Source organism: Huintestinicola sp., assembly GCF_051882455.1.
Taxonomy (GTDB): domain Bacteria; phylum Bacillota; class Clostridia; order Oscillospirales; family Ruminococcaceae; genus Huintestinicola.
Genome location: NZ_JBJERV010000062.1, coordinates 1 through 14664 on the forward strand (window position 1 = coordinate 1; position 14664 = coordinate 14664).

At 47.7% G+C, this 14664-nt stretch carries 11 protein-coding genes; 2 read left to right on the forward strand and 9 right to left on the reverse strand.

Going from position 1 to position 14664, the window contains the following annotated elements:
* Together pflA and ACI4J0_RS07900 are read left to right on the forward strand one after the other, a co-directional pair.
* Window positions 1-746: pyruvate formate-lyase-activating protein (pflA, locus tag ACI4J0_RS07895; protein ID WP_439765266.1), on the forward strand; the 746-nt coding region annotated here is incomplete at its 5' end.
* 180 nt (window positions 747-926) lie between these two features.
* Complete coding sequence (locus tag ACI4J0_RS07900) at window positions 927-1397, forward strand: DUF5067 domain-containing protein (RefSeq protein ID WP_439765267.1); 471 nt, start codon at window positions 927-929, stop codon at window positions 1395-1397.
* A gap of 311 nt (window positions 1398-1708) precedes the next feature.
* On the opposite strand, the gene ACI4J0_RS07905 is transcribed toward ACI4J0_RS07900, so the two are convergent.
* From ACI4J0_RS07905 to ACI4J0_RS07945, 9 genes are all read right to left on the reverse strand, one after another.
* Window positions 1709-2893, reverse strand: a complete 1185-nt coding sequence (locus ACI4J0_RS07905; RefSeq protein ID WP_439765268.1) for a hypothetical protein — start codon at window positions 2891-2893, stop codon at window positions 1709-1711.
* Window positions 2894-3006: 113 nt separating this feature from the next.
* Entirely contained in the window at window positions 3007-4965 is a 1959-nt protein-coding gene (gene ftsH, locus ACI4J0_RS07910) for an ATP-dependent zinc metalloprotease FtsH (RefSeq protein ID WP_439765269.1), read from the reverse strand.
* 54 nt (window positions 4966-5019) lie between these two features.
* Window positions 5020-5571 (reverse strand): hypoxanthine phosphoribosyltransferase, encoded by a 552-nt coding sequence (hpt, locus tag ACI4J0_RS07915; RefSeq protein WP_439765270.1) that lies wholly within the window; start codon window positions 5569-5571, stop codon window positions 5020-5022.
* Window positions 5549-6949 carry a tRNA lysidine(34) synthetase TilS gene (gene tilS / locus ACI4J0_RS07920; RefSeq protein ID WP_439765271.1) on the reverse strand — a complete coding sequence of 467 codons (1401 nt, stop codon included), beginning with the start codon at window positions 6947-6949 and terminating at the stop codon, window positions 5549-5551. Before tilS ends, hpt begins: the two co-directional genes overlap by 23 nt.
* Complete coding sequence (gene dnaB / locus ACI4J0_RS07925; protein ID WP_439765272.1) at window positions 6930-8285, reverse strand: replicative DNA helicase; 1356 nt, start codon at window positions 8283-8285, stop codon at window positions 6930-6932. The genes tilS and dnaB overlap by 20 nt, the downstream gene beginning before the upstream one ends.
* Before the next feature lie 11 nt (window positions 8286-8296).
* Window positions 8297-8743: a 50S ribosomal protein L9 gene (gene rplI / locus ACI4J0_RS07930; protein ID WP_439765273.1), complete on the reverse strand. Its 447-nt coding sequence runs from the start codon at window positions 8741-8743 to the stop codon at window positions 8297-8299.
* 26 nt (window positions 8744-8769) lie between these two features.
* A complete protein-coding gene (locus ACI4J0_RS07935; RefSeq protein ID WP_439765274.1) occupies window positions 8770-9534 on the reverse strand; it encodes a suppressor of fused domain protein in 765 nt (254 codons plus the stop codon).
* Between the two features lie 11 nt (window positions 9535-9545).
* Window positions 9546-11717, reverse strand: a complete 2172-nt coding sequence (locus ACI4J0_RS07940; protein ID WP_439765275.1) for a DHH family phosphoesterase — start codon at window positions 11715-11717, stop codon at window positions 9546-9548.
* Between the two features lie 28 nt (window positions 11718-11745).
* Entirely contained in the window at window positions 11746-13458 is a 1713-nt protein-coding gene (locus ACI4J0_RS07945) for a ribonuclease J (protein WP_439765331.1), read from the reverse strand.
* Window positions 13459-14664: the final 1206 nt, after the last annotated feature.

The following is a 14664-nucleotide window of genomic DNA, read 5'->3' on the forward strand; positions in this document are numbered from 1 at the left end:
CTGAATCGTTCGGAACAGTCGACGGACCCGGTATCAGGTTCGTCGTCTTTTTCCAGGGGTGTCCCATGAGGTGCCTGTACTGCCACAATCCCGACACCTGGGAGTTCCACACCGATACAAACGGGGTGGGCAAGGCAGTCACCGCCGAGGAGATACTTGATATGTACGATGGCGTCAAGGAGTTCCTGAAGGGCGGGGGAATAACCTGCACAGGCGGCGAGCCCATGGCGCAGCTGCCCTTCCTTACGGAGCTTTTTGAAAAGGCAAAGGAACGGGGCATACACACCTGCCTCGATACCTCGGGCATAACCTTCAACCCCTCGGACACCACCGCCGTGGACAGGCTTATGGACGTTACCGACGTTATAATGCTTGATATCAAGCACATCGACGACGAGGAGCATAAAAAGCTCACAGGTCAGAGCAACAAAAATATCCTTGCCTTTGCAAAATACGCAAGCACAAAGAAAAAGGAGCTCTGGATACGTCACGTTGTCGTTCCCGGCATTACTCAGAATGACAAATACCTCCACGAGCTGGGCGTATTCATCTCGGGGCTGAAATCCGTCAAAGCCCTCGATGTCCTTCCCTACCACGATATGGGCAAGGTGAAGTACCGGAATCTCGGCATTGACTATGCTCTTAAAGACGTTGAACCTCTTCCCAAGGAGGAGGCTGTCAAGGCAAGAGATGTTATCATGCAGGGTATCAAGGACGGACTTATGGCTGAACGAAACAGCAAATAATCAATGCCGCACATCATCCGAAAAAATGATGTGCGGCATTTTTTGCTCCCAAGTTCAATAAAAAAAGGAAAAAGTGTGCCGACAGCTAACCACTACCCTCCCGAAATATGTTACAATAAAGTAAAACTACGTGATAATTCGCCAAAAGGCAGAATTATCACAGCAGAGGGAGTCTTAAAAATGAATGAAAATCCTGAATCCAATAAGCCAAAGGTTTCAATAGGAGGAATAATATTCGCAATTGTAGTGATAATATTTCTTATGGTGTCATACAATCAAAATAAACCATCATCATCAGGTTCAGATGGGGGAACAAACTACACTTACGAGATGACAATTGATTCTGCCACCAAAAAAATTGACTTTCCCGATAATTGTGTAAGGATCGGATATACCTTCAAAAATAATTCGGGCAGTGATAAATCATTTGGCTGGGCATTTGACACAAAGGTATATCAGAACGGAATAGAGCTTTCGGAAACCTTCGGCTCTGTGGACACATATACTGATATCCAAAGCGGAAGATCGATCAGGGTCTATGAAGAATATGTGGTCAGAAACTTATTTGATGATGTTGAAGTAGTAGTGTACAGAGCGGGAACCGATAAAGAAGTTGGCAGAAAAGTCATGGCATTGCAGAATCCTCAATAAGCCACATTGACTTATCCATATATCAGGCTTTTATGATAGTTGATGAATACAGAATATTAAAAAATGCGGGCGTTCAAAGGACGTCCGCATTTTATTATCAGAAACCAAAAACTCCGAACCTTTCGGCTCGGAGCTTATACTAATAACCAATTAACCTATGGACAAAATACGGCGGCTATAATACGCCAACTCTGCGTCAAACTCCCTTGCCGGGCGACAGCCCGCCTGCGGTCGTTTTCCTTGATTTGTCGTATTCTATCCACCGTCTTTATCCATAGAACAATTGGTTATTAGTATTAACTAAAAAATGATTATTTTATTTCGGACAAAATGATGCAAATTCCTAAATGTCTATCATCTGTGGATGAAAATATTTCGGAAGGTTTCCAAAGATGAGAAACAGTAAAAGTTACTTCAAGTATATGGTTGTTTTGCAAACCTAAATCAATAGGTATTATGACAGAGTTTGATTCAGAAGGATGAAATTCTTGGAAAAATCCGCAATTTGCTTTAACCTTTACATTATAATCAAAAATCCTTTCTGTTACCTGTAAAGGAATTGTAAAGGGGATACAAACAGAATTTGCATTTTTATCAACTAAAATTTTTAATTTGCTTTCATTTTGAGAACTCCACACAAAAACTGAACTATCATTTTTTTCTTCTGCGTGGAAACCTTCTGCCAAATCATAGGACAAATAATTTAATACTCCAAGGTTTTCCTTCTGAACAGCAAGGCAGAATTTTGATGGGTGGGAAGCAGTAAAAATAAGGTTAGTACGAAGCGGATTATAGAATGTTTCTGCTGTATGAGGTTCTATGAAGTGATCTGAAACAAGATCGGCTCTTACAAAGAAAGCATTACAGCCTCTAAGATCTGTGCCAACAAGGCAGTATCCTTTTTTCTCAGCCAGCTTCTCAAATGCTTTAAGAGAAGCTCCGTGCCAGTCGGTACCATTCCAGACGTGAGTTGGATTATACGCCTGAGACCATTCAAGGTCGGGAGGAAATTTGCCGTTATATTCTGTTATCACAACTCTTGGATTTACCGAATTGATAGCATCCCATATATATAAATCATTTCCATCAATATCTATTGATAAAAGATCGATCTCTCCGGTAAATCCGGATTGCTCAAACAAACTGTTAATATTCTCTTTGGTAATAAAAGCATTAGTTACTTTAAGCTGTCCATTTTCTATAACAGGTTTGAATTTTAGAGAAATCTCATTGCAGTATTCGGAAGAACCATCTATCCACAGACCTGACCAGCCATAAAACAGAAGCAGATGACAATTGCTTTCAAGACCGTCCTGAACGCCAAACTCAATAAACCTTTTATTTGTTGTTCCTATTCTGCGAAAAATTTCGTTAATAATCCCATCTTCATCATTTTGCGAATAAACCTTGTAACCATACGGTTCAAGAGCTTTAGCGTTCTTCATTCGCTCTCTTGTAAGAGCATCCCAACAAAAACCGCCTTCAATAACACCCAAAATCTTATCTCATCGCAAACATCTGTACAGAAGTCTTTTTTCATAGTACCATACATTCCAATCGTTAGGTTTAATAATATTATACCATACTGTTGGTCAGCTGACAGAAAATATTATTCCTTATTCTCCTCCGTCTTATCCTCAGATTCAGCCTTAGCTTCCTCTGTCTTTTCTTCCGTCTCGTCAGCCTTATTCCCGGGCTTGTTCTCGTTCTTTTCCCACTTGAGCTCACCCTTCATAAGCTTTTCAAAATCGTCACCGTTGATCTTCTCATATTCAAGAAGATATTCGGAAAGCTCATTAAGCTGGTTCATATTAGCCTTGAGGATCTCCTCGCACTTTTTATAAGCGCTGTTGACGATGTTCTTAACTTCCTCATCAATAAGAGCAGCCGTAGCCTCGCTGAAATTCTGAGTGTGACCGTAATCACGTCCCAAAAATACCTCGTTATTATCGCCGCCGTATTCAATGGGACCAAGCTTTTCGGAGAATCCGCAGCGGGTGATCATAAGCTTTGCCGTTCTTGTAGCCTGCTGAATGTCTCCCGAAGCGCCCCAGGTTATGTCATCAAATACAAGAGATTCGGCAACACGTCCGCCCATTGCGTGAACAATTCTGTCAAAAAGCTGATTTTTTGTTTTAAACTGATCGTCTGTTTCGGGACGAACCATTGTAAATCCGCCTGCATCGCCACGGGGAATGATGGTGACCATGTGAACCTTTTCAGCGTCATTAAGATGATATGCCGCAACAGCGTGACCTGCCTCGTGGTAAGCAGTGATCTTTCTGTCTCTTTCGGTAACAAGATGAGACTTCTTTTCGGGACCCGAAACCACCTTAACGGTAGCCTCCTCAATATCCGCCTCGGTAATAGCACGTCTGTCGTGACGAGCAGCAAGAAGAGCCGCCTCATTAAGAAGATTTTCCAGATCGGCACCGGTAAACTGCTGAGTAGTCTTAGCAATTACCTTGAGGTCAACATCGGGAGCAAGGGGCTTGTTCTTTGCATGGACCTTGAGAATTTCCTCTCTTCCCTTAACATCGGGATATCCCACCATGACCTCTCTGTCAAATCTGCCGGGACGAAGCAGAGCAGGGTCAAGGATATCACGTCTGTTTGTAGCAGCGATAACGATAACGCCCTCGTTGCCCTCAAAGCCATCCATCTCAACAAGGAGCTGGTTAAGGGTCTGCTCACGCTCATCGTGACCGCCGCCCAGACCTGCGCCTCTCTGACGGCCCACAGCGTCGATCTCGTCGATGAATACGATAGCAGGGGCATTTTTCTTAGCCGTCTCAAAAAGGTCTCTTACACGGCTTGCACCCACGCCCACGAACATCTCCACGAAGTCCGAACCGGAAATGGAGAAGAAGGGAACGCCTGCCTCGCCTGCAACAGCCTTTGCAAGAAGGGTCTTACCGGTACCCGGAGGTCCCATGAGAAGCACGCCCTTGGGAATTCTCGCGCCTATGTCATTGTATTTCTTGGGATTTTTAAGGAAGTCAACTATCTCAGCAAGCTCCTGCTTTTCCTCGTCAGCGCCTGCCACGTCCTTGAAGGTGTTTTTCTTCTTGGACTGATTTTTGATATTCGCCTTGCCGAAGTTGTTGAGCTTGGAACCGCCTCCTGCCTGTCTCATCATAAAGATGAACAGCGCCACCATAAGGATAATGAGAACGAGAGAGGGGAGAACATTGTAAAGCCAGGTGTTGTCCTGAATTTTGTAATATTCCTGACTGAGGGGGGCATCCGGGTGGAGCTTGTTGTAAGCCTCGCGGTAGTTGTCCTCGCCGCCTGCGGAGTACTGTATCTCGTCAATAAAAATGTTTACATTGGGAACCGTGTACTTTATCTCCTTGGTGCCCTCGGCGGTGTTGACCGTCATTTCCAGCTCGCCGCTGCCCAGATCGAAGGTGTATTTTGAAACCTCATAATTATCAAAATATTCCATTATCTGGGAATATGTGTATTCAGATTTTGGCTGAGACGATTGTCTCAGGAAATAGACCATTGAAAACATCAGAACAATGGCTATTATAATGTAAATAAATAAACCGCTGCCTTTTTTCATCTGCTGATTTTCCTTTCTTGATACGGGAGATACCGCACCGTGTGTAAAAATAAATTAAAGTTCAGCCTCCGCAATATAGGGAAGGTTTCTGAATTTCTCTCCGCAGTCCAGACCGTAGCCCACCACAAACAGGTCGGGAACGGTAAACAGGCTGTGATCCGCCGTAAGATCGACTTCTCGGCGGGAGGGCTTGTCTAAAAGGGTGTAAACGCTGAGAGAAAGGGGGTGCCGCTCACGAAGCAGCTCGCAAATGCTTGCGAGAGTCCTGCCCGTATCTATAATATCCTCGGCGATGACCACGTGATACTTTGAAATATCCCTGTCAAGGTCGAGAGTGATTTTCACATTTCCCGAGGAAACAGTGCCGTTTCCATAGCTTGAAGCGGACATAAAGCCTATCTCGCAGGGGATCTCCACCGCTCTGCACAGGTCTGCAAGGAACACGAAGGAGCCCTTGAGAATGCTTATGAGCAAAAGGGGCTTGCCCCGGAAATCATCGGATATTTTTCTGCCCGCAATGTTAATTTTTTCCTTTATTTCGGCGGCGGAAAAAAGCTCCCGCTTGATTCCGCTGTAGCCGTAGTTATTTATAGTCTCGGTAATCATTATCCGCCGTCTTTCTGACTGAAATTTCAAATATATTTTCGGGTGACTCGCTGCTTTCGGGGAAAACGCGTTCAGCCGCACCGCCGTATTCGCACCAGAATACCCCGACCTCGTCCTCCATCACAAGAGCGGAATTACGCTCGTTATCGGAGAGCTTCAGAGCATTAAAATGCTTTTTCAGCTTAGTGGTAACGCCCCTGTTATGAAAGCATATCCTGTCGCCGTCACGCTTATTTCGCAAAGTAACAACACCTTGTATTTTATCACAACTTACGAGGTGATTTGTTAATTTTTTTTGAATATTAGTGCCGCTTTTCAAAATATCATTGCAAACTCTCCGAATTATCACCGTTTTATCAAATTCGGGAATGACCGTTTCGGCATTTTGCAAAAAATCTATCTGTTTATCAAAGAAAATTTTGTCATATGAGGGGAGCGCCATTATCTCCATAACGCCGCCCTTAAATACGGCAAACACATCTCCTTTGAGCTGATACTTCGTATTTTTCCCCGATACCATCATACCGTCAAGAATTGAAAGCCGCTCATAGGAGCATTCGATATCTGCCACCGACAGCAGTTTCCTGATATATCTTTTCCTCACCGAAGGGGGATATCCGCATATCTCATTTTCGGGAATAGTTTTGATAAGCTCCTCAAAATACTCCTCGTCCTCAGCAGCGCTTTCGGACAAACGGGAAACAGCCTCGGCAAAATTTCCGTTTATCCCCTCAAGAACAGGGACCACCCTGTGCCTTATGACATTTCGGGAATAATCCTCGGTCAGATTTGTGCTGTCCGTCACAAAACCCTGACCCAGAGCCGTAAGGAACTCCTCTATCTCCGCCCTCGTGACCCCAAGGAGCGGACGGATAATGCAGTCTCTTTTGTGTGGGATGCCCCGAAGCCCGCGAATGCCCGTGCCCCGCGCAAGGTTAAAAATAACAGTCTCGCTGTTGTCCCCCTTGTTGTGAGCGGTGGCAATAAGTGCACCCCCAAGCTTTTGTGACTCCTTTTCAAAAGCCCCGTACCGAAGGATACGTGCCCCCTCCTCGGCAGACGTGCCATTCTCGGCGCAGTACCCCTTCACATCAACGTGATAAACGGACAGGGGAATGTCAAGTTCTCTGCAAAGCTCCTCGCAGAAATGCATATCCCTGTCGCTTTCCTCACCGCGGAGACAATGGTTCACGTGAACGGCATAAAGGGAAAATCCCGTTTCATCTCTGAGCATATGAAGAACTCTCAGCAGACAAACGCTGTCCGCGCCCCCCGAAAGGCAGGCAATGACCCTGCTTCCCTCCGGTATCATACCGTATCGTGAAACAGTCTCACGAACGGTGTCCACAACGCCCATATCAGCTTTCAGACGGAGCAAACCGCCTGTCCTCGCTGAGGAACAATGTATACTGACCGTTCCATCTTAGATTTACCGTGCCCGTCTCGCCGTGACGGTTTTTCGCCACAATGCATTCCGCCAGATTAACGTCCTCCACCTTGTCCTTGTTGTAGTACCCGTCACGATAGAGAAACATAACGATATCCGCATCCTGCTCGATAGAACCCGATTCACGCAGGTCTGAGAGCAAAGGCCTCTTGTCGGGACGTGACTCAACGGAACGGGACAGCTGTGAAAGGGTGATAACAGGAACATTCAGCTCCTTAGCCATGAGCTTTAGCTGTCTTGTGATATCGGAAATTTCGTTAACTCTGTTTTCGGTGCGCTTGCTTGAGTTCATCAGCTGCAAATAGTCGATGATAACAAGCCCCACGTTTTTAAGACGTCTGAGCTTAGCCTTCATCTGAACAACGGTAATGCCCGCCGTATCGTCAAGATACAGATTCATACCCGCCATTCTGTCCGCGCCCTGAGCCAGCTTTTCCCAGTCCTTCTCGTCAATGTTTCCCTTGATAAGGTGGTCGCTGTCCACAAGGCTCTCCGCCGACAGCATACGTGTAACAAGCTGCTCCTTTGACATTTCCAGAGAGAAAACAACGACCTCCTTGTCAACGCTTCTCCTGCACACATTAGCGGCAATGTTCAGCGCAAATGAAGTCTTTCCCATACCGGGACGGGCAGCCAGAATGAGCAGGTCAGACTTGTTCAGACCGCTTATAACATTATCCAGGTCGGAATATCCGGACTTAGCGCCCTGATATTTCTCCTTGTCAACGCCTGAAATGCGGTTTAAGTGGTCATAGGTGTCAAGGAGCACCTCGTCCACCTTAGTCAGACCGTCAACCTCTTTTCCCTGCCTGATGTCATATATCATCTGCTCAGCGGAATCGAGTATCACCGAAGCAGGCTCGGAAGCCTCCGTGCAGTTTTCGATAATGCTCTTGGCAGCCTCCACCAGGGAGCGGAGATAATACTTCTCCTCAACTATCTTGCAGTAGCTTTCGATGTTTGCAAGGGTGGGAACGCCCTCCATAATGGCAGCAAGATATTCCTTTCCCGAGCCCGAATCCTCGAAAACGCCCTCTCTGACAGCCTCGTCAAGAACGGTGATGATGTCCGAGTTCACGCCCAGTGTAAAAAGCCTAATGATAATTGCAAAAAGCTGCCTGTGCTTTGAAACGTAGAAGCTTTCGGGCTTGACATAGTTCATTACCGTGCCTAAAAGCTCCGAATCCATAAGCACAGCGCCTAAAACGGTCTGCTCCGCCTCGATGCTGTGGGGCATTTCGCGCCCTGCTATCTCTTCAAGCTCCATAGGGACTCCTCTTACTCCTCGACCACGTTAACGGTGATCTTTTCGGAGATGCCGGGGTGAAGCTTTATCTCGGCAGTATAGCCGCCGAAAGCCTTTATCTCGGAGCTGAGAGCAACCTTTTTCTTCTCAACATTAACGCCCAGCTGCTGTGAAACAGCCTCAGCCACATGAGAAGCGGTAACAGCGCCGAAGAGCTTTCCGCCTGCACCTGCCTTAGCCTTGATGACAACGTTCTTGCCCTTGAGCTTTGCAGCATTGTCAAGAGCCTCCTGCCTTGCCACATCAGCCTTGTGCTGCTCGGAAGACTTCTTTCCTGCAAGGTCGGACATATTTTTTGCACTTGCCTCTACAGCAAGACCTTTTCCGATAAGGAAATTTCTTGCGTAACCGTCGGAGACCTCTTTTACCTCGCCCTTTTTGCCCGAGCCCTTAACGTCCTGTAAAAAAATTACCTTCATACTTGATTACCTCCAAAAATATAATATCAGATGCATTTGTTCATACAAACGCTTTCTCTGTTGATATCGATGATAAGTCCCGAAAAGTCGGTGACCGTTTCCCCGAAAAGCCGCAGAAACAGTTCATTTCCGCCCTTTTCTATCTTAAAATTCATCTCGTCCTCATACATGGGTATAAGGCAGAGAAGATTGATGTACGCCCCGTCCCCTGTGCGGAAATACCCCAGCCTGTCGCCGAATTTCCCGCCGAAGTCCCTCTCGTCCGAGTGAAGAAAGACCGCAGAGCAGAAGCCTGTGTTGTCCGCAAAGGGAGTGTTCTCCTCGGTAAACTGCAAAGAGTGCATACTGCCGAGACAGCTTTTGCATTGATGAGGATATCTTGCAGCCTGTTTCAGCACCCTGATTATCCATAAATACCTGTCCGTCTCAGCCTTGTCCGCAAAGCCCTCGAATTTCCAGTCGGGGGGCAGCAGACAGTAAAGCTCAGCCCTCTCGTTTATCTTCCTCTCGTCCCAGGAGCATTCCTCGGGAAGGGTCATAGGAAGGTCGCTCATTCCCGTGGTAAACAGGAGATAGAAATCCCTTTTCTCACCGGGGGGAACGATATGCACATCAATGTGAACAAAGTCCGACATAAGCTCGTGAAATACTCTCGCCTCATCGGGCTCATATCCGAACACATCAGCAAAATGCCCCTCTGTCTCCTCCATATACAGCGTAGGAGCTACCTTGCCCGTGAGCCGTTTCACAGCCCCCGCAGCAGAGAAGAAAAGCTTTGAAAAAATACCCATAATATCAGTCCTCAGATAGACTTCATCGCAGCGTCATACTCATCCAGAGCGTTTCTGAGCATACCGCACACCTCGTCAAGAGACTTGTTTTTGATATCCACAGCCGCCATAGTGATGTGACCTCCGCCGCCCAGACGCTTGACGATATCCTGCACATTTGCGCCGCCGCTGACAGTGCCGTAGGAACGGGCAGATATCTTGATATTGCTGTCATTGGTCCTGAAAACAGCAAAGCTTGCCTTGATGTGGAGGGTGTTGAGCAGCTGATCTGCCGCCTGAGCCGCAGCCACCTTGATAACGCCCGCCTTTTTCTCGGCAGCGAACTTCACCGCCGCCTGCATAAGCTCCGTATCGGATAATGCAGCACCGTTTTTAGCGGAGCGCTCGGAAACGGTTTTTTTAGCCTCCTCAAGCTCCTCGTCCCCGATGTGAGAATATTCGCCGTATATCTCCTCACCCAGACAGGTGATGGCGTAGTTGTTGTAATTTTCCGTGCCCTCCACAAGCCTCGACCTCAGCTTGTCGATGTCAAAGGAGTTTGCAAAGAGAAGCTTGACGGAAACAGGGTCAGCGCCCAGATCCTTCAGATGTGCCGCCGCCTCGAATGTCCGCACGCCCGTTTTCATAACAAAATCCTTGGTGTCGAGCATGATCCCCGCCAGCAATGCGTCCGCAAAGTAGCAGGACAGCTTGTTTTTGAGATTGTTGTACCTTATGACCTCAGAAACTATCTCGCTGGCAGAGGAAGCCTCCGAGTCGTGATAGCGGTCGATGAAATTGTCGATAGGGCACTGAGTCTGAATGTGGTGGTCGATGTAAATGACCTTTGCAGCCTTCTGATATATAGCAGGGCTGTCAATGTTGTGCTTGCCGTTGGTGTCCACGATAATGACGAGGGTGTCCTCTGTCATAAGCTCAAGAGCCTGCTCCTCGGAAACAAAAAGCTCCTTCGCCTCTTTTTCGATATTTGCATAAAGACGTTCCACCAGGGACATAGCAAGGGTAGTCTCGCGGTTAACATAAACATAAGCGGCAAATCCCAATGCGCGAAGTGCTCCGCCAAGACCGGAAGCAGCGCCCACAGCGTCCATATCGCTGAAATTATGCCCCATAACAATTATCCTGTCCGAAGCCGCCGCATGATTTCTCAGCCTGTCGCTGAATATCTTCACCTTAGACTGAGAGCTTACCTCCGTCTTTGTGGAAGCGCCGCCGTAGGAAACATAGCTTGTGTCATGATTGCTGCTCTTGATAACAACGTGGTCGCCGCCCTGCTTCTGGGAAACGCTGAGAGCGCTGCGGGCTATCTCCTCGCTTTCTCTCAGACTGCTTCCGCCCCTGCCTATGCCCATGGAAAGGGAAACGTGGGTGCGTTCCGAAACGTGGATGCTGTGCATTTCCTCCAGAAGGGCAAGATAATCCTTTTCCTCCATCCGTCTCAGCTCCTTTTCGCTGAGAATGGCGAAATACTTGTCATCGGACAGCTTTTTCAAAAGACCGTTGTGCTTTTCGATGAACTTCTCGGCTATCTTGTCTATCTTGATAACGACCTCGCTGCGTTTGGAGTCCTTCTCATAGGAGAAAAGCTCGTCATACTCGTCAATAAGCAGCAGAGCCACATAATTCCTGCTGTCCTCGGCTTCTTCCTTCAGCTCGGCGGTCTCTCTGGTGTCATTGAAGCAGAGGAGAGTGAAATGCTTGCCTGTTTCCCCTGTGTTAACGGCAGTGAGATACTGAACACGGTAATGCTCCCATTCAAATTCGCCCTCATCGCCGCTGCTGTCGGCGGATAAGTCTGTGATATCTATAGACGAAGCCTCCCCCAGCATTTCGCCCTCTCTCAGGTCGGGGAAAAGCAGTGTTGCGCCCTTGGATTTTTTCAGCACCTTTCCCGTCTCATCTGTAACGATGGCAGGAACGGGGCAGTTGTTCATAAAGAAACGGCTGACGGTGGAGTTATCATCGGGGGGCGGGGGAGCGTCCGCTCTCCTTTTAGCCTCCGCAAGCTCCTTTTCGTTCTGCATAAAGAGAATGAGATACGCTATGCCGATAAGGGAGGTAATGCAGAGAGATATCCAGAACCTGACCTCGCCGCCTCCCAGTGTGCCGAAAGCGCAGTAAAGGGAAGAAGCCACAAGAAGCATAGAGACCAGCTTAAATAAATTCCTGCTGTTGCCCGTCATTTGATCCACCCGCCTTTATAAATCTTTCTCAGATCTCCTCGATAATGGGAAGTATCATAGGATTGCGCTTAGTTTTCATATAGATATAGTCACTGAGGGAATCTCTGAGACCCGATTTTATGCTGTTCCAGTCTCTCACGCCGCCCGACAGGCAGGACTCGAGAGTTTTTCTGAGTATCTCTCTTGCAGCCTCCATCATCTCCTCGTTTTCTCTCACGTAAACGAAGCCTCTCGAGAGAATGTCGGGACCTGCAAGAATGGTGCCGCTCTCGCTTTCAATGGTAGCCACCACAACGATAAGACCGTCCTCTGCAAGGTGCTTTCTGTCTCTTAGGACAATGGAGCCCACATCGCCCACGCCCAGACCGTCCACAAGCACTCTGCCTGCCTGTACCTTGCCCGTAACGCCGATGCTGACGCCATCTGTCTCGATAACGTCACCGATGGAGCCGATTATAACATTGCTCTCTGGAATGCCCATAGCATAAGCCAGAGCCGCAGCTTTTTTAAGGTGCTTGTACTCGCCGTGAACGGGAATGAAGAAACGGGGACGAGTGAGGGACATAATAAGCTTTATCTCCTCCTGACAAGCGTGACCCGAAACGTGAACATCGTACATAGACTCGTAAATGACCTCAGCGCCCGCCTTGAGAAGCTCGTTTACCACCCTTGTGACATACTTCTCGTTTCCGGGAATGGGGTTAGCGCTGATGATGATATAGTCCATGGGCGTGATGGTAACGCTTCTGTGCTCGTTCATCGCCATTCTTGTAAGAGCGGACATAGGCTCGCCCTGACTTCCCGTGGTGATGAGAACTATCTTCTCGGGGGGATACTTGTTCATAGTCTCCAGATCAATGATGACCCCCTCGGGAACGGAAAGATAGCCCAGCTCCATAGCGGTGGAGATAACGTTGAGCATACTTCTGCCGAAAACAGCCACCTTTCTGTCGCTGCTCACAGCCTTGTTGATTATCTGCTGAATGCGGTGAATGTTGGAGGCAAATGTGGCAATGATTATCCTCTTGCCCTCAGCTTTGGCAAAGAGCTTTTCAAAGGACTCGCCAACAGTGCGCTCGGAAGCGGTGTGACCCGCCCTCTCCGCATTGGTGGAGTCGGTCATAAGAGCGAGAACGCCCCTGTTGCCCAGCTCGCCGAACCTTGCAAGGTCGATGATGCCGCCCTCAATGGGGGTAAAGTCCACCTTGAAATCGCCTGTGTGGATAACGATACCCGCAGGAGTGTGTATAGCCAGACCCACAGCGTCGGGAATGGAGTGATTTACTCTGATAAATTCCACCGCCATGCAGCCCATTTTAACGGTCTGACGGGGAGTAACAACATTAAGCTTAGCCTGTCCCATAAGGTTATGCTCCTTGAGCTTGCCCTCGATAAGACCTATGGTGAGACGGGTAGCATAAACGGGGATGCTGCATTTTTTCAGAAGATAAGCCAGCGACCCGATGTGGTCCTCGTGACCGTGAGTGATAACGATACCCCTGACCTTTGAGATGTTCTGCTCCACATAGGAAAAATCGGGGATAACGAGATCTACTCCGGGCATATCGCTGTCGGGAAAAGCAAGACCGCAGTCCACGATGAACATATCATTGCCGCACTCGAAAACGGTCATATTTTTTCCGATCTCGTTAAGACCGCCCAGAGGGATTATCTTCAAAGGAGTGCGCTTTACAGCCCTGTGATTTGAGTGATAGCAGCCGAAGTCCTCCTGAACAGGCACCTCGGGAACATTTTCCGCGGGTACGGCAGGGGGATTATAGCTTCTGCGCTGATATCTTCCGCTCGACTGATATCTGCTTTCATCGCGGTAGTTGTTTCTTTGATAGGGCTTCTCGTAGCTTCTTTCAAAGGAAGTCTTTTCAAAAACGGAGGTGTCGGGAGCAGGCTTGTCGGCATTCTGCTCGGGAGACCTGTAGGGCTTGCTGTACTGCCTGTCATAGCTTCTGTTGTCATAGGAACGGTTGTTGTAGCTGCGGTTATTGTTGTAGTAGGGCTTGTTATTATTGTAGCTTCTGTAGGGCCTGCGCTGCTCATAGGGACGGTTCTCGCCCTGAGTACCCTCCTGAGCGGCATTGCGGGGAGCTCCCGATATCTGCTGTCTGTCGAAGCTCTCGGGGGAAACTCCTCTTGGAGGGAGCATAGGTCTGCGCTGAGTGTAGGGACGTTTTCCGTTTGAATAATTGTTGTAGCGTCTGTTCTCGGCGGGAGCGGAGCCTTCCTTCTTATCGGTCTTGGGAGCGATCTTTTCGCCGTATTCGTTTACTGCAGGCTCATTTTCATTGTTTCGGTTTTCAGCCAATTTTCTTTACCTCATTTCATTATTCTGATAGTTAGTTGATTTGAAAAAAATTATAGTTATTGTGACGTACATCGGTGGGGAGAAGGATCATAATGTCTTCCCGCAGAAAAAGCTTGTCTGTATCTGTACATATGATATGCCATAAAGCGGCTGACCCCATTTTGCGATACGGGTAACAGACGGGAAGTCTATTTTGTATTTTCTGTTTCGGAGATCTTCGGGAATGTGAAAAGAAAGAATAACTGCATAAGGGGTATGCGGCAGACCCCCTGTCTGCCGAAAAATTATCCGACCTTTTTTAAGATAAGCGCCCGCATAATTCCTGCCGTAAAAAATGATCCGAAATCGGCAGATATACCTTTTTCCTCCGCACCCCGCCCTATGGGGGCATAATATCCATCTGCGGCGCAATTTCAAAAACAGTAAAACAGCGTTCCAAAGCTCCGATAAACAGTCTCCGTGCATGTCCGAACACAATAATTAAAATTATTATACCCCATCTGCGGCATAATGTCAAGCTGAATTATGTAAACTTATGACGACAACTAAAAAAAATCCGCACCGCATAAAATGGGGGATATAATATATTATAGCACATTTGTATCTGTTTGTCAAGTGCTTTTAGAA